Annotated in this window: 20 protein-coding genes and 4 pseudogenes; 13 read left to right on the forward strand and 11 right to left on the reverse strand. The window is 27.7% G+C overall.

What is annotated here, in order from left to right; all coding sequences use genetic code 11:
• The first annotated feature begins 7 nt into the window (after positions 1-7).
• Together U881_RS0109715 and udk are read left to right on the forward strand one after the other, a co-directional pair.
• On the forward strand, positions 8-397 hold the full coding sequence (locus U881_RS0109715; RefSeq protein ID WP_024654234.1) for a rhodanese-like domain-containing protein: 390 nt from the start codon (positions 8-10) through the stop codon (positions 395-397).
• A complete protein-coding gene (gene udk / locus U881_RS0109720; protein ID WP_024654235.1) occupies positions 390-1010 on the forward strand; it encodes a uridine kinase in 621 nt (206 codons plus the stop codon). Before U881_RS0109715 ends, udk begins: the two co-directional genes overlap by 8 nt.
• On the opposite strand, the gene priA is transcribed toward udk, so the two are convergent.
• Genes priA through cdaA form a run of 7 tightly spaced genes read right to left on the reverse strand, consistent with a single transcriptional unit; the run spans position 1007 to position 7284 of the window.
• Positions 1007-2983: a replication restart helicase PriA gene (gene priA / locus U881_RS0109725; RefSeq protein ID WP_024654236.1), complete on the reverse strand. Its 1977-nt coding sequence runs from the start codon at positions 2981-2983 to the stop codon at positions 1007-1009. The two genes, udk and priA, sit on opposite strands and share 4 nt — an antisense overlap.
• The gene (locus tag U881_RS0109730) at positions 2976-3554 is read right to left on the reverse strand and encodes a uracil-DNA glycosylase family protein (RefSeq protein WP_024654237.1); all 579 of its coding nucleotides are present in this window, start codon (positions 3552-3554) and stop codon (positions 2976-2978) included. Before U881_RS0109730 ends, priA begins: the two co-directional genes overlap by 8 nt.
• Positions 3547-4284 carry a tRNA pseudouridine(38-40) synthase TruA gene (truA, locus tag U881_RS0109735; protein WP_024654238.1) on the reverse strand — a complete coding sequence of 246 codons (738 nt, stop codon included), beginning with the start codon at positions 4282-4284 and terminating at the stop codon, positions 3547-3549. The genes U881_RS0109730 and truA overlap by 8 nt, the downstream gene beginning before the upstream one ends.
• Positions 4281-5132, reverse strand: a complete 852-nt coding sequence (locus tag U881_RS0109740) for a DUF2225 domain-containing protein (RefSeq protein WP_024654239.1) — start codon at positions 5130-5132, stop codon at positions 4281-4283. The genes truA and U881_RS0109740 overlap by 4 nt, the downstream gene beginning before the upstream one ends.
• Positions 5133-5135: 3 nt before the next feature.
• Entirely contained in the window at positions 5136-5513 is a 378-nt protein-coding gene (locus U881_RS0109745) for a 4'-phosphopantetheinyl transferase superfamily protein (protein WP_024654240.1), read from the reverse strand.
• A gap of 1 nt (position 5514) precedes the next feature.
• Positions 5515-6510, reverse strand: a complete 996-nt coding sequence (locus U881_RS0109750) for a YbbR-like domain-containing protein (RefSeq protein WP_024654241.1) — start codon at positions 6508-6510, stop codon at positions 5515-5517.
• A gap of 3 nt (positions 6511-6513) precedes the next feature.
• Entirely contained in the window at positions 6514-7284 is a 771-nt protein-coding gene (cdaA, locus tag U881_RS0109755) for a diadenylate cyclase CdaA (RefSeq protein ID WP_024654242.1), read from the reverse strand.
• A 124-nt stretch (positions 7285-7408) separates the two neighbouring features.
• Between cdaA and U881_RS0109760 the strand changes: the two genes are divergently transcribed.
• The 3 genes from U881_RS0109760 (at position 7409) to trpS (ending at position 10501) form a co-directional block, all read left to right on the forward strand.
• Positions 7409-8266 (forward strand): HAD family hydrolase, encoded by an 858-nt coding sequence (locus tag U881_RS0109760; protein ID WP_024654243.1) that lies wholly within the window; start codon positions 7409-7411, stop codon positions 8264-8266.
• A 106-nt stretch (positions 8267-8372) separates the two neighbouring features.
• A complete protein-coding gene (locus U881_RS0109765; protein WP_024654244.1) occupies positions 8373-9452 on the forward strand; it encodes an AI-2E family transporter in 1080 nt (359 codons plus the stop codon).
• Complete coding sequence (trpS, locus tag U881_RS0109770) at positions 9452-10501, forward strand: tryptophan--tRNA ligase (protein ID WP_024654245.1); 1050 nt, start codon at positions 9452-9454, stop codon at positions 10499-10501. Before U881_RS0109765 ends, trpS begins: the two co-directional genes overlap by 1 nt.
• A 51-nt stretch (positions 10502-10552) precedes the next feature.
• Here trpS and U881_RS0109775 read toward each other — a convergent pair whose 3' ends face one another.
• On the reverse strand, positions 10553-12343 hold the full coding sequence (locus tag U881_RS0109775) for a phosphoglucomutase (protein WP_024654246.1): 1791 nt from the start codon (positions 12341-12343) through the stop codon (positions 10553-10555).
• A gap of 93 nt (positions 12344-12436) precedes the next feature.
• On the opposite strand from U881_RS0109775, the gene U881_RS0109780 reads away from it, so the two are divergent.
• The 3 genes from U881_RS0109780 (at position 12437) to U881_RS12940 (ending at position 15361) form a co-directional block, all read left to right on the forward strand.
• Entirely contained in the window at positions 12437-13891 is a 1455-nt protein-coding gene (locus tag U881_RS0109780) for a UTP--glucose-1-phosphate uridylyltransferase (RefSeq protein WP_024654247.1), read from the forward strand.
• On the forward strand, positions 13884-14921 hold the full coding sequence (locus tag U881_RS0109785; RefSeq protein WP_024654248.1) for a glycoside hydrolase family 3 N-terminal domain-containing protein: 1038 nt from the start codon (positions 13884-13886) through the stop codon (positions 14919-14921). The genes U881_RS0109780 and U881_RS0109785 overlap by 8 nt, the downstream gene beginning before the upstream one ends.
• Positions 14922-15172: 251 nt before the next feature.
• A complete protein-coding gene (locus tag U881_RS12940; protein ID WP_024654249.1) occupies positions 15173-15361 on the forward strand; it encodes a hypothetical protein in 189 nt (62 codons plus the stop codon).
• A 930-nt stretch (positions 15362-16291) separates the two neighbouring features.
• Here U881_RS12940 and U881_RS13805 read toward each other — a convergent pair.
• From U881_RS13805 to U881_RS13885, 3 genes and pseudogenes are all read right to left on the reverse strand, one after another.
• Positions 16292-16404, reverse strand: a pseudogene (locus tag U881_RS13805) (variable large family protein); the annotation flags it as partial.
• A gap of 232 nt (positions 16405-16636) precedes the next feature.
• Positions 16637-16837, reverse strand: a complete 201-nt coding sequence (locus U881_RS12945) for a variable large family protein (protein ID WP_407637315.1) — start codon at positions 16835-16837, stop codon at positions 16637-16639.
• A 227-nt stretch (positions 16838-17064) separates the two neighbouring features.
• Positions 17065-17317 (reverse strand): annotated as a pseudogene (locus tag U881_RS13885) (variable large family protein); the annotation flags it as partial.
• A gap of 68 nt (positions 17318-17385) precedes the next feature.
• Here U881_RS13885 and U881_RS13415 point away from each other — a divergent pair.
• From U881_RS13415 to U881_RS11240, 5 genes and pseudogenes are all read left to right on the forward strand, one after another.
• Positions 17386-18020, forward strand: a pseudogene (locus U881_RS13415) (variable large family protein); the annotation flags it as partial.
• A gap of 151 nt (positions 18021-18171) precedes the next feature.
• Entirely contained in the window at positions 18172-18747 is a 576-nt protein-coding gene (locus U881_RS11230; protein WP_235048174.1) for a DUF1073 domain-containing protein, read from the forward strand.
• A gap of 169 nt (positions 18748-18916) precedes the next feature.
• Entirely contained in the window at positions 18917-19531 is a 615-nt protein-coding gene (locus tag U881_RS0109825; protein ID WP_051374068.1) for a hypothetical protein, read from the forward strand.
• A 13-nt stretch (positions 19532-19544) separates the two neighbouring features.
• Positions 19545-19955 carry a structural cement protein Gp24 gene (locus U881_RS11235; RefSeq protein ID WP_235048175.1) on the forward strand — a complete coding sequence of 137 codons (411 nt, stop codon included), beginning with the start codon at positions 19545-19547 and terminating at the stop codon, positions 19953-19955.
• A gap of 192 nt (positions 19956-20147) precedes the next feature.
• Positions 20148-20521: pseudogene (locus U881_RS11240) on the forward strand (hypothetical protein); the annotation flags it as partial.

Raw genomic sequence — 20521 nt, forward strand, 5'->3', positions numbered from 1 at the left:
AAAAGATATGATTGTCAGTTATATAAAGCTTATATGTTTAGTAGTTTTTCTCTTTTTTTATATTTGGTTTTTTATTATTTTAAAAATGAAGAGAACAAACTTAGCTTTACTAGAAAAAATTAAAAATGGTGCAAAAATATTGGATATTAGATCTCCTAAAGAATACAGTAAATCTCATTATACAAAAGCAATTAATATTCCTTTTAAGAATTTATTTGCAAAAAAAGATAAGTTAGGTAGTAGTGATACCCAAATAATCATTTATGGTAAAAGTTTTAGTAAGTCTTTTGAAGCTGAAAAGATTTTAAAAGGATTAGGGTTTAAAAACGTGTTTGTAGCAGGAACGTTGAGAAATATGCCTAAATTGCCTGGATCTAAAGAAGAGATTAATGGTTAAGATTATCGGGATATCTGGTGGATCTGGGAGTGGTAAAACTACAATTGTTAATAAAATTAGTGAAGTTATTCCTGAATTTGTTCTTATATCTCAGGATAATTATTATAAGAGTGTTGGGGATTATGAGTATGAGTTTTTAGATGTTAATTTCGATCATCCAGACGCTTTTGATAACAATTTGTTTTATGAGCAGTTAAAAAAGTTAAAAGAGAATAAATCAATTTATATGCCCCTTTATGATTTTATTAATCATAAAAGAAGGGATGAAACTATTGAAATAGTTCCGACTCCTATTGTGATTGTTGAAGGTATTATGATTTTTGTTGAGGAGCGTGTACGTAATTTAATAGATTTGAAAATATATATAGACACTCCTAATGATATTAGATTTATTAGAAGGCTTGAACGAGATATGTCTAAGAGAGGTCGTACATTGGAGTCTGTTATTGAACAATATTTACGTACAACTAGAGCGGGATATTACAGATTTATTGAGCCTACTAAAGAATATGCTGATCTCATTATTCCTGAAGGAGGGCACAATGATAAAGCACTTTATGTACTTTCATCTTTTTTAAAGACCCTTGAAAAGGATAGTTCAAGCTTTTTTTAAAGCAGTGAAAGCGGATAGTAGTCTATTTCAATATAGGTATCTTTTGTATTTTTTATTCTTTCTTTTGTATATTGTATTAATTTTTCAAGTGGAGTGAATGTTTTTGATAAATATATAATGTTATATCTGTAGTATTTGGATATTTTTGACATGGGCGCTTTTGATGGACCAAGATATTCTATTTTATCATCTAAAATTTCTTTAGATTTTTCGAAAAATTCTAAACATTTATGTTTGGCAGTTTCTTGTTTTTGACTTCTAACTACTATTCTAACGATTTTTCTAAAGGGAGGATAATTCAATTCTTTGCGAATTTTTATTTCTTCTTGATAAAATTCTTCGTATTTGCCTTCATACGCATATTTTATAGCATAGTAATCTGGATTTTTTGTTTGAATAATAATTGTATTATCACTTTGAAATCTTGCAGCTCTTCCTAACACTTGTGAAATTATTGCAAAAATTTTTTCACTACTTCTAAAATCAGGAAAATCTATTCCAATGTCTGCATTGATGATACCTAAGGTTTTGATCTGTTTAAAATTAAAACCTTTTGCAATAATTTGTGTTCCAATTAATATATCTAATTGTCCATTTTCAAATGCATTTATGGATTGAATAATTTCTTTTTGAGTAAGATCGGAGTCTGTTCTTGCTATTTTTGCATTTGGTAAAAATTTTTTTAATTCTTTTTCTATAAATTGAATACCATATGTTTTATATGTTATGTCTTTTGAGTTACACTTAGGGCAAGTGTTTATTATATTTATTTTATAATTACAGTAATGACAAATAAGCTTGTTTTCATTTTTATGATAAGTTAAATTAAAAGAACAATTGGAACAACAAGTTATATACCCACAAATTTTGCATTCAAGTGTTTTTGAGTATCCTCTTTTATTTATAAATATTAATGCTTGTCTTTTTTCAAGTAAACTTTTTTGTATACTATAAAGTAATTCTGAAGATATTATTTGAGGTTCTTTTTTCATATCTATTATTTTAAGTTCTTTAAATGTTTTTGCTAAAAATTTATTTTTTAAAATCATTTTTTTAATTTGATTGTTTTCCATGGCAAGATATGCTTCGAGTGATGGGGTTGCGCTTCCCATTACAAATTTGGCATTGAATGTGTTTTGTAAGAAGAAGCCTATATGTCTTGAGTGAAATCTTGGGGTGTTTTCGGATTTATATGTGTGTTCATGTTCTTCATCCATTATTATTAATCCTAAATTTGTAAATGGCAGCATTAATATGCTTTTAACACCAAGTATAATTAAGCTTTCTCCATTTTTGACTTTATTCCATATTAAAATTTTATTGGTATTGGATACTTTAGAGTTATATTCATAAATTTGGTTTGTGCTTAAATTTGCTTTGAGTCTTTGAATTATTTGAGAACCTAATGAAATTTCAGGAACTAAAAAAATTATTTGTTTTTTTTGTTCTAAATAATTTGCACATAATTTAATAAATATCTCTGTTTTTCCAGAACCAGGAACACCAAATAGGTAAAATGTATTTTGTTTATTTGACTCAATAATATCTTGATAAATGTTATTTTGTTCTTCATTTAATTGAATAGGTATTTTAGATTTTGGATTTTCGTACTTATTGTCTTTTATTTTTCTATTTGAGGTTGAAATTTTAGGTAATCCACAAAATAAAGTTTCTCCAAATCCCGAGAATGTTTTTTTACTAATCCAACGTGCAAGATTAATATTATGTTCTGTTATTATTGCATGAGCTTCAATGGCTCTTAATATGTCTTTTACTTCAAATGTAAAATTTTCCTTAAGTTCTTCTTGAGAATATCTTTTAATGATTATTCCAATTGTTTCTTTTCCATTAAAGTTTGTTATTACTCTTATTCCTGTTTCCAGTGTTAATTTGTACTTATAGAGAAAAAGCTTATTAATTGGTATATTAAATGCAATTTCATAGTAAAAATTGTGATCCAAGTTGTTATCCATATTTTATTATACCTTTTATTATTTTTAGGTCGTGCCAGATTTCTTTTTTAAGTTCTGGATTGCTTATTTGGTTTGTAGGAAGATGTGTAAATACTATTGGAATTTTTTTAAATTTTAGTTCAAATCCTCTAACGATTTGAATTCTTAAGTTTTGATTTAAAAATAATTCTACTTCTTCGCAAGCAAGAATTGCTTTAGGTTGCTGATTATCAATCTCTGAAGTTAGAGTATTAGGGTTATCTATGATTTTATAATTTAATATGTTAATACTCTCACACCATTTTTTGATTATTTCGTTTGTGTCTTGATTTAAATGTTTTTTATCTATGTATATTATTAAGGAATTTTGTTTATTGTTTTTCTTTGTGTTGTATTCTAGATATTCTGGTAATTTTGTTAGTTGAGTTTTGTTGATATTTATTTGTTTTAATATTTTGCTATTCTTAACTTTTATTATTTTATTTTTAATTTTTTTAGCTTCTTCTTTATAGTTGTAATAAATGTTTCCCGATATATTATTTTTGAGTATGTTTAATAATATTATTTTTGTTATTAGTTTGTTTTTATTCATAAAAAACCCTATCTAAAAATAAAGCTTTTGCAGGTGCTGTTGTTCGTGTAAATTTTCTATTTTGTGACTTTAAGATTTTTATGAAAGTATCAATAGGTTCATTTTTGATTTCTATATCAATTATTGTTCCGACTATTGATCTTACCATTTTCCATAAAAATGAGGAGCCTATTATTTCAAAGACTATGAATTTGTTTTTTTTCTTAAATTTAGCTAGATAAATTTCTTTTAATTTTGAATTTGTTTTATCTCTTATGCACGAAAAAGTCGTAAAATCATGTAAACCAATTAACATTGTGGCCATTGCATTTAATCTATTAATATTTAATTTTTTCCTTACATAGTAGGCTTTGTATTCTTCCCAAGGATAATGATTTTCATTGTTAAGTATGTAATAGCTATATTTTCTTCTCTTGGCATGAAATCTGGGTTGGAATTCATTTGATACGTATTTTAATTTAATTATTCTAATATCGTTTTTTAATAGAGAATTTATAGCTATCTTTAAATTTTTAAGGCCGATATTTATTTTTACATCAAAAGATATTATTTGTCTTTTTGCGTGAACTCCTTTGTCTGTTCTGCCTGCTGATTGAATTTTAACTTTTGTTTTATTTATTTTTTCTAGTGCTTTTTCTATTTCTCCTTGAATTGTTGGTTTTGTAGGTTGAGTTTGAAAACCGTAATATAGTGAGCCATCGTATGCTATTTCTGCAAGTATTTTTCTCATTTATTTAAAGTTTTTATTTCTTTTGATATCTTAAAATAAACTTCTTTTATTTTATCTAAAAGTATTGAAGGTTTTTCTTTTGATGATTTTCCCATGCCGGCTATTTTTGACATGAGAGTTTTTATTTCGGTTAGTTGTTTATATCTGTATTGTTTATTTTCTTTGTTTCCATAAAAATATTCTAATAATCCTGATAAGTATAAAACACTGTCATATCCATAATTTTTGTCTGTATCAGGACCAAAGATTATTTCAGCATTAATGGGTTCTAAATTATTTTGTTCTTTTTCTATTGTTAATTTATAAAGATATGCTGCCTTGTAATAGAATATTCTTTGCAAATAATTATAGTTTTTCTTTGGATATTTTTTGTCTAGATCTTCAAATATCCAAGCTGCTCTTATTGCACATTTTGCTTGATTTAGAGTTGGGTTATAATTTTTGTCTAAATGTTCATAGCACATTATTGCAAGTATATAACTTGCAGCTCCTTCTTGAAGTCTTCTTGGTTGATTAAAGTTTAGATCATTTTCAAAAATTTCTTTTATTTTTTTTCGTTCATTAGTATGATCTATTAAGAATTGTTTTATTTTATTATTAACAAGCGTTATTTCATTAAATTCATTGGGGAAAGCCGCCAGATGACAATTTGGACATACTATTATTGAATATATTCTGGGATAAATATCACCATACTTTTCATTAGGGACATATTCTCTCTTTAGATCGACTTTGAGTTTTCCAGATATTAATCTGCTACCTCCTGTTAATAATTCTTCTTTTCTAAATTTTTCTTTACATAAAGGACACTCAATTTCTTCTTTTGTAAAATATGATATTTTTTTCATACATTAATTTTCTACTATTACAAATGTAACAGCATACTCCCGTTCATGCGAAATTGTTAAATATAATTTTAGATTCATTTTTTCGATTAAATTTTTAAGGTCATTGTGTAATTGAAACGTTACATTATTCCTTGGTAAGCTTATAATTTCAATATCTTTAAGTGAATATTTTATTTGGCTGTTTACTAGTGGACTTAATGCCTTGAGTAATGATTCTTTTGCTGAGAACTTACCAGCTAGGCTTTCTAAAATTCCTTTTCCTTTCATTTTTAAGCTTTCAATTTCTCTTTGTGTAAAAAATCTTTCTAATTTTTTTTTATCTCTTAAAAAACTATTAAGTCTTGTAACTTTTATTATATCACATCCTATTGATTTCGTCATTTTATTGTTCACTTGCTATTATTTCTACTTGTATTGTTTTAGGTTGATATTCATATACTTCTATGCCATAGGTGTTATTTTTAAGTATTATATCTGTTTTAATGTCATAAATTCCGGGATTTTCAATTTGACTTAAATCTAGATTTAGATTGATATTATTGTTATTTATATGCATTTTAGTTATTTTTTCTGATAATCCACTTCTTATTTTGATAAACATCTCATTTTCTGGGTTTAGAATTTGTTCTTTATTTTTTATTTCTAATCCATTTTTTAGATTATTAAAAATTAAATTAGGTTTTGTTATTGTTGTTTGTATATATTTTTTACCTAATGTGATGTTAACTATTACGTGATTTTTATCAAGTGTTATTAATTGATCTGGAGAGATTACTTCAAGATGATCAGAGATAAAGACAGTGTTTGTGTCAAATTCTTTGATTTTTGTTTTAATTGCATTTATTGTTTTTATTACTTTTTCAGGACCATGTATTGTTAATCTTTCAGGTATTATGTTGTATTTGGCAATGAAATATTCCCCCTTGCCTTCTTTTTCAATTAGTTTAAATTTAGGTTCAATTTTGACTAATTTTGAAATTTTTTTGTCAAGATTTAGTGTTATTTTATTTTTTGAAAGTTGATATTCAACTATAGGAATAGGATTAAAGTTTTTGATTTTTATTGGTAATTCGTATTCCCCAGCTTCTTTGATATTTTTAGCTTCGATTAATAAGACTATTCGATCGAGATCTAAATATTTTAAGTCTTTTTTGTTGATTTTGACTGTAAGTAATATTTTATTGAAATCAGGCATTTTACCCAATGTAATTTCATTTTCCAATGAAATGGTAAAGTTTTTTTCTATTTTGATCGATTCTATGCTATTAAAGTAAAATGTAACGAACATAATTATAGCTATTAGGATAGAAATGGCTTTGTTTTGCCAATCTTCAAATAGTAATTTAATTATGTTTATAAGTTTCTTAGTTATAATCATTATTCATTCTATTAATGCAATATTTAACTTTTTTTTGATTTCATTTAAGCTTAAATTATATTCTAGTTTTCCATTTCTTGTTAGCGAAATAGAGCCAGTTTCTTCAGAGGTTATTATTGTTATTGCATCTGAATTTTCAGAAATTCCAAGTCCTGCTCTATGTCTTGTTCCAAATGTTTTGCTAATAGATTCTACATTAGATAATGGCAAAAAAGAACCGGCGTATACTATTTTATTATTGCTAATTATCACTGCTCCATCATGTAAAGGTGTTTCGTAATCAAAAATTGATATTAAAATTTCGTTAGATACTATAGAATCTAATTTTATACCTTTATTTATTATTTGGTCTAATTGTATTTTCTTTTCTATGCAAATTAAACTACCAGATTTATTTTCTGATAAATGTTTGATTGCTTTGATGATTTCGGTAATAGTTCTTATGGTTTCTTCTTTGTTGTTTGCGAATTTGAAAGATAGGTTAAAATTTCCAATTTGCATTATTATTTTTTTGATTTCTTGATGAAATAATATAAGCATTGCAATTGGCAATATATTTGCTATGTAAGTTAATAACCAACTTATTGTATATAAATTAAGATAATAGGATATTATACCAATGGATGTAATTATAATCATTCCTTTAAGTAAATTTACTGAATAGGAATTGATTACATTTTTATAGATGTAATAAACTAAAATGCTAATTAAACTTACATCTAGTATTCTAGAGACAATATCTTTGATTTGATTTATGCTATCCATATCTATCATAAGCATTTCTTTTTAACTTATGTTTATATAATGTAATTTTACTATACATAATATATTGAATATATTCATACTTGTATATATATTTTAATACAAGTTGATCTTAAATTAAATTTATTTTTTATTTATGGGTAGAAAAGAAAAAATTATAGCTTTTATATTTGATTTTGATGATACTTTAATTTATGGTAACATGCAACAAGTGCTGTTTGATGAGTATAATGTTGATGCTAATTTGTTTTGGAGTGAAGTTGAAAATTTATCTGTTACTTATAACGAAAATCATTGTAATCTCATTGCTAATGAGATGATATATTTATCACATTTTTTAACTTATGTAAGAGAAGGTATTTTTAGGGGATTAAATAATAAAGTATTGTTTGAATTAGGCTCAAGATTAAAATTTTTTGAAGGTGTGATTGATTTGTTTAAAGAAATAAATCATATAAATAGAACTTTAAAGGAATCAGATGCAGTTATAAATATTTATATTGTCTCTAGTGGTTTTAGACAGATGATTTTGGGTAGTAGTATTGCTTCTTATGTTACTAAGGTTTGGGCTTGTGAATTTATAGATTCATATCTTTTGCCTTATTATAAAAATTTAGATAATAAGTTTTCATCAAATAAGGTTTTAAGTAGTGTATGTTATTTTGTAGATCACACAATAAAGACTAGAGTGATTTTTGAATTAAATAAGGGTTCCTATGATAAAGTTAATAAACGAATTCCAAAAAGTAGAAGAGAAATTCCTTTTGAAAATATGTTTTATATTGCAGATGGTTTTAATGATATTCCAGCTTTTGAAATTTTGAATAATAATTTAAATCACTATAGGAATACATTAACAGTTTATTATGGAAATAATGAAAATGCTAAGAAGTTAGTTAAGGATAAAAGGGTAGGAGATTTAGCTGAGGCTAATTATTCTAAGGGAACTAAGTTGTATAATTGGATAATGGAAAAAATTTCTTTAACTATCTAAATTGTATAGACTTAATTTAAGGTTTAATGGGTAAGGTTAAGTTTTGTATTGACTTTGCTTACTTTTAAGTATTTTGCACAATGTGATTTAAATGGGGGGAATTGAAATGGCTTTAGAGCTCAAATCAACTGATAGATTAAAATTTGTTAAGTTGCAGTCGGTTTTTTATGTTGTAGCATTAATTATAATGTTGATTACCATTTTAAAGGTGGCACAAACAATATTTAAACCTTTATCTATTGCACTATTTCTTGGATTTTTGGTCTATCCTATTTATACTTTTCTTAAAAAGTTAAAAATACCAAGAGTTTTAATTGTTTGTATCATTTTTTTTGTTCTTTTTTTATTTTTTTATTTGGTTTTTAGTTTTGTTTATTATAGTGTTACTGTTTTAATTGATCAACTTCCTTATTATCAAAAACAATTAATTTTTATTATAGGAGATATTCTTGAAAAATATAAATTAGATAGTACTATTATTAGCAATATTGATTTTTCTAAGTATATTTATCCTTTCTTAACTCGGATATCTAATGAAATTATTGGATTTGCAAGCAGTTTGGTGGTGTTATTTTTATTATTGTATTTTTTGTTATCGGAAATACATATTTTTGATATAAAAGTCAAAAATGCGTTTAAACAGTCTGTTTCAAGTATGTTTATTGAGGTTTTAAATACAATAAATAATCAAATTAGTAAGTATTTGGGAATTAAGGTTTTTGTTAGTTTCCTTACAGGATTGTTAGTATTTATAGGCTTGAAATTATTTGGACAAGATTTTCCTCGCGTGTGGGCTGTGCTTACATTTGTTTTTAATTTTATTCCAAGTATAGGTTCAATTTTGGCTGTTTTTTTTATTATGATAGCTGCTTTGGTACAGTTTTATCCTGATTTAAATTTAGTGCTTTATATATTTATATATAATACATTTGTGCAGATGTTGATTGGAAATATTCTTGAGCCGAAGATGCAGGGACATAGACTTGATCTTTCGCCTTTTTTATTACTTTGTTTTCTTTTCTTTTGGGGATGGCTTTGGGGTGTTGTGGGACTTTTAATAGCCTATCCTTTTACAGTTGTTATAAAAGTAATAGTAGATAATATAGCCTATTTGCGACCTTTTTCTGTATTTTTAAGCGGTTCTAAGATATTAACCGTTGATGATGTTGATAATAAGGATAATTGATGCAAAAGAAAGTTATGCTTACTGGAGACAGACCTACGGGCTCTCTTCATTTGGGACATTATATGGGTTCTATTGTTAATAGATTAAAGTATCAGGAAGAGTATGAGACTTATATTATTATAGCGGATTTACATACACTTACTACAAAGTCAGACTTAAAAAGCATTAGTGAAATATCAGTTAACGTTAGAGAGATGGTTTTGGACTATTTGGCTTGTGGAATTGATCCTGAGAGAGTGAATATTTATTTGCAATCAGCTATACCTGAGCTTTTAGAATTAAATTTAATATTATCAATGATTGTTATGGTTAATCGTTTACAAAGGATTCCTAGTATAAAAGACATGAGTATTAATGCTGGACTTAGTGAGATTCCTTATGGTCTTTTAGGCTATCCTGTTTTAATGAGTGCAGATATTTTGATGACAAAGGCTAATTTAGTTCCTGTTGGACGTGATAATGAAGCTCATATTGAACTTACAAGAGAACTTGCTAGAAAATTTAATTTTCTTTATGGTGAAGATTTTTTTCCAATTCCTGAAGCTGTCTTTACAGATTCTCAGACTCTTGTGGGGATTGATGGTAAAACTAAAATGAGTAAAAGTCTTGGAAATGCAATATTTTTAAATGATGATGTGAAATTATTACACAAAAAAGTTATGTCTATGTTTACAGACCCAAACAGAATAAGAGCAGACGTACCAGGAAAAGTTGATGGTAATCCTGTTTTTATTTATCATGATTTTTTCAATAATGATGTTGATGAACTTTGTGAACTTAAGAGTAGATATCAAAAAGGTACAATTGGAGACGTTGAAGTTAAGGAGCGACTTTTTAAGGTCTTAGATCAATTTTTAATTCCGATTAGAGATAGAAGAGAATTTTTTAAAGCAAAGAAGGGTTATGTTGATGAGATAATTTTTGAAGGTACAAATAAGACTCGAAAAGTTGCATTAGAAGTTGTAAGGGATGCTAAAAACTTAATTGGTATATCAAAAACATGGAATGGAATTAGGAGAAATGTAGAAAAAATTATGAAAAATAGATAAAGAATAGTCCGTAATATAAATTGTCTTCATAGATCAGACTGTGCGTTTTATTTATATTACGGAATTTGCAGTTTGTATTAGATATTTATGGAAGTCCAAAATGGTATATAGTAAGTTTTTATATTCGGATTTAACTTCGCTTAATACTCTGAATATAGGTTCTGTTTGTGAACCACGCATCCATAAACTTCCAATTATTTCATGTTTGTCATTTTTTAATAAGACTTTAAATCCTCCTGATGAATTGCCGGTTCTGGTGGTAGTTTGTGTTATTCCTTCATAATTGATGATTTCATAACTATGTATTGGTAATTTATGTATTGCCGTGTTGTTTTTGTTGAATTCTTGTTTTAGTAATTTTTCATAGTTAGTTTTTAGTATTTCTTGATTTTTTACGTTTATTTTAAGCATAGCTTTTTTTGATGATACTTCTACATTATTGTAAAAATTTACTGTCTTAAGTATATCATCAAGATTATAATGTTCGTTATATGAATTGTTAGATAATGTGCACCATATCTTGTAAAGATTTTTGATTTTAAGTAATTTTATAATACTCAAGACTGTTGCAAGTGGGTCTCTTACTTTTGAAGGGTATGTAATATTTCCTCCATTTGATCCCTCTCCAAAGATTTTTATTATTAGTCCTTTTTTTCGTAAAATATCAGCCATTTCTGTTAAATTTGCTTCTCCAACTTCGACTCTATAAACTTTTGTATTAAATAGTGAGGCTATTTTTTCGATGTTTAGAGAGGTTGCGTCATTAACCACTACAGCCAAGTTTTCTTTGATTCCTATATGATAAAGATAGCTAAGTTCTGAGAGCACTGAGAGTGCAAATATTGTTTGCGATGGAATAATCTTTGCTTGTCCATTTTTTTTGATTGTAACTAAATTTCCTCGATCTCCATCACAATCGGGTACATATCCTAATTGAAATGAATTGTCTTTTTGAAATTTTTGTTCTAATATTTGTTTGCACATGTTTAAAGATTCTCCTTCAGGAGTCATTCCATGCTTGAAAATACCGATTTCAGTGTTATGAAGTTCTAATTTTATTCCTAAAGATTCAAGCATTTCTTTATCAATTGAATTAATACGAGACCCACCGTTCATTTCTCCTATTATTCCCATAGGCTCTTTTTTGATATTTGTTTTTAATATATCAATATTTTTTTGATTATCCTTATCCGAATATATGATTTGCTGCATTAGTGATTTATATGAGTTATAGGATTGTGTTTTAGATTTTTCCTTTGAAGTGATTATTGCTTTATATGTTTTTAAGTAAGTAATATTATTGTTGAAGTTTTGTAAGTTTGTTATTAGGCTTTTTATGAAATTTTCATTTTCTATATTAGATTTAATTTTATCTATTATTTTCTTTATTTCCTTTGAATTTAAGACACCCCCATCGTCTAGTCCAGTTTTAATACCATTATATCCTTTAGGATTGTGGCTAGCAGAAATATATATAAAACCTTTTGAATTTTTACTAAGTTTTGTATAAGCTAAAATTTCTGGTATTGGAAGTATGCCAAAGAAATTTATTTTGTCATTATTTAAAATTAAGGTCTTAATTATTATTTGTGATATTATGTCTCCCGTTGCTCTTGAGTCTAATCCAACATTGATGTATTCTTTTGGTTTGTCTTTCAAATAATTAGATATTGTAAGCGATATGATTGCGACCAATATTTTATCATCGTCATTTATTTTATAATCCATTGAATTTTCTTCTTTTGATTGTGCAAATATTTTTCTAAATCCTGAAGGAGAGAGTATCATTTCGTTAATAGACTTTTTTAAGTTTGTCATGTTTAATATATAATTTTTTAACATATTTTTCTCTTAATTAGTATAGTACTATAATAAATATTAATATTAAAATATAATTATACTTATTTACCTTATGTTTAAATGAGGTTTTTTAGTATGTGTGAAGTAATAGATAAAATTTTTTCTAAAGAAATACTTGATATGCTTAATATGCATCAAATTAAAGCATTAAACATATCTTTTAAAAATTTTCCAAATGAAAATTATGGTAATATTTTAAGTCTTACTGATAATTCTGTTAAATTAAAATTTAAAAAGGAACTCGTTGAACATAATTTGAAAAAATATATTGATGATTATACAAAGTTTTTGTTTTCCTCAGAAGGTGATTTTTATATTTTCACTGCTGATAATTTGGAAAAGATAGGGTTGTCACTTTATCCTTATTTTTCGTTTGGTATTTTAAATGGGGGCTCTGCAACCAGTTATTTTGATATACTTAAAAATAGTGATTTTAATAATGAATTGTATTTTTTATATGAAAATAAAATATTAGAAGCTAAGGAGTTTTTTGGACATTTGCCTAAGGGAATTACACCTGCGTATGTTAATGAGGATGGTAGTTATGGATTTTCATTTTTGGCATTAAAAATGCGACATCTTTTACTGCTTTCTAAGCAGTATTTTGAACTTTATGGGAAGAGTATTAAACCTTCTATTTTTCAGATGACTAGTGTTAAGACTTATAAATTAATTTCTGATTTTTTAGATACTATTTTTGATAGTGATTTGATTAAAGGTTTGAATTATTGTAATTTTGGCAAATCAGATATTTTAACAGCAATTCAGCCTTTGATATATTGTTATAAAGAGTTAGGTGATGGTCATTATGAGTATTTTAATTATGTCAATAATGGTAAGAAGACTTTTTTAACTTTACCTGCGGGACATGGTCAAAATTTTAAAGTTTTAAGGGATATTTATGTCAAGCTTTATAATTCAGGAAAAAAATTTGTATATATTGGTAATGTTGATAATATTGGTTTTACTGTTAACTTAAAAACACTTGCTATAATGGCTATAACTAATTGTTCTGCTGGATTTGAATTTAGCCTTAAGACATCACTAGATACTAAGGGAGGGATTTTAATTGTAGATGATGATAATCATTTAACTTGTGTTGATATTGGTAGTGCTATTTCTAGGGAAACAGTATTAAAATGTGAGTGTAAAGGGGGTAAGATTTTTTTTAATTGTGCTACAGGTCTTTTTAATTTAGAATATTTAATAGAAAATATTGATAGAATAATATCAGATATGCCTATAAGAGTTATTGAACATACTAAAGATTTTGGTAAGTATACTTCAATTGAGCAAATAACTTGGGAAGTTATAAAGATGATAGATAATCCATTGATTTTTAAAGTAAGTAGGGAAGATAGATTTTTACCTGCTAAATTGTTTATTAATACACTTGTTATGAGTAATTATATGAATGATAAATTTTTAAATACCTTTTCTGATATTGCAAAATATTTAAATATTGCTCTTAATAATATTTTGCAGAGTAAATATGATTTAGTTTTGAAACAAGGTAAATGGGATGTGTAAATTGAAGTTATTTGTATTTTTATTTTTTAGTTTTATTGTATTGGGAGCTATTCCAGAGATAGATTATGATTATTTTGAAAGTGATAAATTTGATCTTATAGATGTTGATAAGTTTTTAGGAAAAGTTAGTTTTAAAGATATTTTAAATCAAAATTGTATTTTTATTGGTATTAGAAATGTTTCTAATCCTGGTGCTGTGCAATCACTTACTAAAAGTGAACTTGTTAAAATACAAGAAATAGATCCAGTGGGAGTTATTTTGTTTAGGGAAAATTTTAAAGATGCTAAGCAAACTAAAGAATTAATTGGGCAATTGAGAGAATATCTTGGTTCTGAAATTTTGATTGCTGTTGATGAAGAAGGAGGATTGGTTAGTAGAGCTAGTGAAAATGAGCAATTAGGAGTTTATAATTTTCCTTCTATGGAATTTGTTGGGAAGACAGGAGATGTTCAACTTGCATATAAGATTGGTGAAATTCTTGGGAAACAACTTAGACGTCTTGGTATAAATGTAAACATGGCACCTGTAGCAGATGCTAAATTGACGCCTGATAGTCCACTGGGTAATAGAACTTTTGGGCATTCGTTTTACAATATTGGTCTTATGGTAGAGGCGTTTGTTGATGGAATTCAAAGAGAAGGAGTTTTTGCTGTGGTTAAACACTTTCCTGGACTTGGAGGTACTAAGGTAGATACTCATAAAGATTTAGCTTTGTTGCCTTATAGTAAAAATTTTTTGATGTTAAATAATTTTGTACCATTTGTTTTTGGAAAAGAAGCAAAATTTCTTATGCTTGCTCATGTACTTGTGCCTAAGATTTCTAAAGATGTTAGTAGTATGTCAAAAGATATTGTAGATATTGTAAGAAATAGTCTAAATATTTTTAGCATTATAATGACTGATGCATATGATATGGGTGCGATTGTGAATAATTTTAGTTTAGAGCATGCTATTAAAAAGTCGTTAAATTCAGGTATTGATATTGTGCTTATTCCAGAGGGTTTTACAGGATTTGATATAGAAAAATAACATTTTTTGTTTATTGAAAAAATTTAAGTAAAAATAATCATTGATAATGATTATTTTTATAATTTAATATAATTCATTTTCGTGTGTAATGTGGGTTATATTTTGATATAGCCCTTAAAAAAAGGTTTAAGTCTATGTTTTATGGTGACTTAAGTTAAAATACTTATATATAAAAAGGTGGAGTAATTTTGTTGTTTGTGAGAGTTGTTAATTAATCTTATTTAGTGGGATAAAATATTAATGGTAATTATATGGAGAATATTATAGCTATATCAACTAAGAAATATTCACTGAGAGAAGAAGAGAAAGTAGAAGTTAAAGAGAATACATTATTGATTGGAATGTCAAATTTAATGGAAAGAAAAGGTAAAGCAGGAAAAAGGAAAGCAGAGATATTGTTACCGGTAATAATTGCCGTTCTAAGGGTTATAGGTAATTGAGTACCTATGAGTATATTAATAATAAAAGAATATATTTGTATTTGATATTTTAATATGTAAAGGGATATAGAGAGGTTGAAATATAAATTTGATAATAGAGTTGAACTTTGCGGATAAAAGTGTATTGGAATGATATTGATGTTGATCCATTCATTGTAAGTTATGCTTAATCCAATAAATGCATGATATTTGTTATTTTGATTGTAAGGAGTTAAATTAATATAATTATGTTGAATGATTCCTATTTGTAATGGTTTTATATTTGTAAATGAATGATTGTTGTTTTTAAAACACCAGATATGGGAATATACTGTTAATATTAGACAAATTATGAGTTTTAAGTTTTTCATATTGTGTAAAAAAAGTGTAACATTTTATTGTTATATAAGAAATTGTATTTCAACTTTTGTTGAAATAGGTAGGATTTATTAACATGTTAATAGATAGTTCTGCTTTTTTGTTATGAAATATTTCTGACTAGGTGTGAATTTACAAAGTGTAAAAGAACTTGATATTTTTATTAATAATTTTTGCTTTATTTTTATTCAATCTATTTTCATAGAGGAATTGCAAATTATAATGTTGAAAAGCATTCTAAATTATATTTTATATTGCCATTTACAATAGTCATTATAAGATTGTATTGTTAGTGATAGGACTTGTAATGCAATTTATGATCTCGTGGATGAGTTTTGAGAGTTTTTGAGCTTAATGTTTGAGGATACTATTAGTGATTCTGTATTCTAGAAAATGCTTGTCATAAGTTTTTGCAGAAAAGTTGATGTTTTGATGTGGTGGTGTTGATTGTAGTAAGAGCAGTTGAAAACCGAAGTTACGGTTTAGAAGATGACAATCGTATATTATAAAGTCATAATGAATCAAGATACCAATTTGTTGCATTATAGAATAAAGAAGTATTTGTCAGATTCTTCCTACTTCATCCTTCTTTGTATCTACTTTAAAAGTAAAGCCCAAAACATCCGAAACTAATTCCAAAAAAGCAAAAAAGCATTCTTTGCACTCTTTCCAACCATTAGTGACACCAGCAAGTTTAGTTAAAACACCAATTAGTTGTTTAAAACATCATTTAGCCCCTTTAATTACATCTTCAACTAATTTTATTGTACCTCCATAAGTGTTCTTTGCACCTTACTATTACATCCCATCATCACCATCACTAAACTGATGATAATTATTCTCCTTATCTTCTCTATACCTTCTTTCTGTGCTTCTCCTCTCTTTTTTCTTTAAAAGACCTCTTCTTTTTTTAAAAGGTTATTTCAAAAACAAAAGAAATATGAATGAATAGTATTTCATTCTCTTAACAGCCTCTTTCATTTTATCAAATTCAAAATTAATTGCTGTCCTAATTATTACATCCAATATTCCTAGTAACTTATTTATTGCAATCACTACAACCGATTTAACAATGCCAATATCGCCACCAGCAGCACTAAAATTACCATTCTTAGTTATAGCCTTTTAGTGACACAGCTGCTACAAAATCTGCATTGGTAGCTGCCAGAATCATTGCATGACTAGGAATACCAGTAGCTAATTTTCTGGCAATATTATCATCATTCTAAGAAATGATTATCTTTAATATTGATATCACCAATCGTACCAATCAATTTGCTTAAAGAATAAATTATCTTTACAATCACTGCACTAGCACCTTGGATAACAACTTCCACTCCTTTAATATCTGAATTAGGAGTAGCAATAATTTGTTCTACTAACTCATATAATTTACCCTTAGTATTCTTTAATCCATCTTCAATAGTCTTAAAATGTATCTTCCACCTTACTTTTCTTATCCTCAGAGTTAACAGCATTAAATCTTAATGCATTACCAATATTTCCAAAAACACCAAAAATTTTCTGAAATCCTTACTAGATCTTAACTAAAGAATCTAAAAAACTATTTTTATCCTCTAATATATCTTTACCCACTTCAGCAATCTCAACCTCATTATAAGCATCAATCTCTGTTTCTTCCTTTTGAGCAAAACTCTATCCTTTAATATTTTAGCAGTCTAGGAGATAAGTTTCAACAAGCATCAATGAGTTAGAAGAAGTAGCAAAAAAGCAGTAAATAGTTCTAAATCCCAAGAAATTAGAGAAGAAGTTGATGAGGCTAAGGCTACTTTAAACATATTAAAAACAAATGTAAATTTGTTAGGAACAATAGGTGATAATAATGTAGTAGGTTATGCAAATAATTCTGCTGGTTTAAGAACGCAAGTAGATGAAATAGGATTGAGGAAAACTCTTAAATCATTGCAGGAGATAGTAAAAGCAACAACAAATTAGGGTGTTAAAGCGTTAGAAGTAGGTTTTACTATATGGAGGTGTGCATAATAAGGATGGAGCTAAGATATTGGCTACAAGTGGTAATAATCCAGGAGCAAATAATGCTAGTAAAGCATCATTGATACTATCTGCAACTGCAAATACAAGTGCAATTTCTTTTGCAAAAGGAGGATCAGATGCTAATTGCTAATCTAGCAAATAATGTCAATCCAAAAGCATCAGCAATAGCAGGAGGGATAGCTTTACGCGTTCATTGGTTAAGACAGGTAAGCTAGCAGCAGGAGCAGCAGATAATGTTACAGGTGGAGGGAAAGAAGTGCAAGGAATAGGGGGCATTGCAGTACACCTTATATTCTGGCTAGTGATTCATTGATAGGCGATCCTTTTAGACTGTCTCATCAGGTTGCGGAAATATATGCAGGATTTGCTTTTTCTAGAGATATTAATCATAAGGAAGATCCTAGTACACCACCACTTAAGCGTGGATTTTTCTGTCTTTGTTTCACATTGGTGAGGTGTGTGATGCTAATGATTATTCTTTTGATAATATTCATCCTATTCGTATTGTAAAAATGAAGTCTTCTTTTTTGAATTTTAGAGCATTAGAAAAGAGCAGTATGATTATGAATTCATTGCTTAATAAGACTGTTGAATTTTTAGAGGTGAATAATTTCACTTTTAAAAATTCAGTAATTCTTTCTTCTGTTAAAGATATGAAAGCGTATGATCTTGCTGAACTTAAGAAAAATATAGATGGAGTTTTAGACAGCAATCATAAGATGATGATACTTGGTAGAAAAGATGAGATTGCTAATATTACGCGATCTGTAAGTCCAATAAGGGATGCATTTGATATTATTGTTTCGGATATAACACTATATTTTGGAATTCCGAAAGAAGTACTATATCCTACATTTCCATCTGGAGAGGGAAGTGTTGGAAATTACGATATTTTTTATCTAAATATTGAGCAAATATGTAGGCTTATGGTTGAACCTTTTATTAATGAGGTTTTACATAAATTTGGGCTTGAATCTAATTGGCAATTTAAAGCAGTAAAGCCGATTAGTTAGAAAGAGCAAGCTGAGATTAATGAGAAGGAGGCACGTACTTTGTCTTTGTATGTTGATCTTTTAGAAAAGTCAAAAGAAATGGGTGATTCTGAGCTTTTTTCAAAAATTCAGTCACAGATTTCAGAGTTCATGAAGATTTAGAGTAAAAAAAATTTTAAAGGAGGGAATAATGATTAATAATGAACAAGAAGCCTCTTCGGCTGAGGCTTCTTATGATGTTAATAACACTAATATCAGCAATTCTAAAGAATTAGTTACAATTTCTGTTGATGAATATGAGAAATTGGTTGCAGATTCTAAGAAATTGCCAGATATGATTTCACGAGAAGATTTTGAGAGAAGGTTGGCTGAGGTTGAAAGCAATTTCACTAAAGCTAGGAAACAAGTTGAGAAGCAGGCAGAAGTTGATGCGTTTAAAGATTCTAAATTGTTAGCAAACTTGGAGAAGGCATGCGAACAATATGAAATTACTCCTCCATTTGCTAATGTAGGTAGTATTAAGGATGCTAAATTGGCATTTTTAGACGCAATGAAAAGAAAATACAATATTAAATTTAAAGTTGATGAATCTGGAGATCTTGATTCTCAAATCGAAAATATAAGTTTACTTGTTCAAGAGCTTACGGCTTACAAACAAATGGTTAATGTGCGTAATAAAAATATTGGGCAGGTTATTAATAATACCAAAGCTCAGAGGTATAAAGAAAGATTGCTTTCTAGGGGGGGGTGTACATGCCTAGTTTTGATTTTACTCAATCAGAAAAAATTTACACCAGGGATATGAGCATAAGTCTGGATTGCATGAGACTGAGACTGCAATTGTAGCCACTGACTCAGATGTTATAGCTCCTGGGGATTTAGTAGTATCAACCAAATCATTTCCTATGGGAGATATTTTGGTAAAGAAAGCAACGTCTAGTACTACAGACAAAGAAATTTTTCGTGGATTTGCTATGCGAAAGACAAACATACCATCTCATGAAACAGAAAATTATGCACCAGGTGAATTGATTCCTATCAGAAGAAGAGGTGAAGTTGTAGTGAACCTTGGTACTGACTTTTCAAATCCTAAAATTGGTCAGTATGTTTTATTTAAAGACGGTAATTTTACCAAGGGAAAAGAGGGGATTCAGGTTGGTAGGAGCAAGGATGTGAGTATTAGTAATACAAGTAAGGTGGTGTTATTAGATATTCAACTAGGATTTTAGTATAATTCTAGTGGTGCGAGGAAAGCTTCTTTATAAATAGATTGACTAAAAAAAATTAAGACAAAGGAGGAATCGAGATGGGTAGAGGCATTTTTGCTGAAACAACTGGTACTTATATTGGAGATATTGTAAATTTAGCAAAAAAAGGTATTGAAGAACTCATAACCTTATAAGGTGATTAGTAGGAGTGATTTGAGACAAGGATGTTATGTTGCTCGCAAGGCAGTTATGGAACATAATGTTATTTCCGATTTTGAATATTATAATAATGGGAATAACTTCAAAGAAGTTTCGTATAAAATGCATGTATTTGAACGAAGAATTTTTCTAAGGGGTTTAGAGCATGGTATGATTAGTGAGGATGAGGTAAAGGCTAATTTGGAACTTGCTCTTATGAAAGATGTTTATCATGCAGTTATTTTTGGAAAAAAAGAGAGCAATATGGAGGGTATTGCAACACTTTCTGGTAGAAGTAAGTTATCGGGTACACAGGTTTCATCATTAACTACTGGAACTACTCTACATCAAAAGGTTGTGGAAGCTAAACGTAAATCTGAGGAGTACAA

The sequence above is a fragment of the Borrelia persica No12 genome, from assembly GCF_000500045.1.
GTDB lineage: Bacteria > Spirochaetota > Spirochaetia > Borreliales > Borreliaceae > Borrelia > Borrelia persica.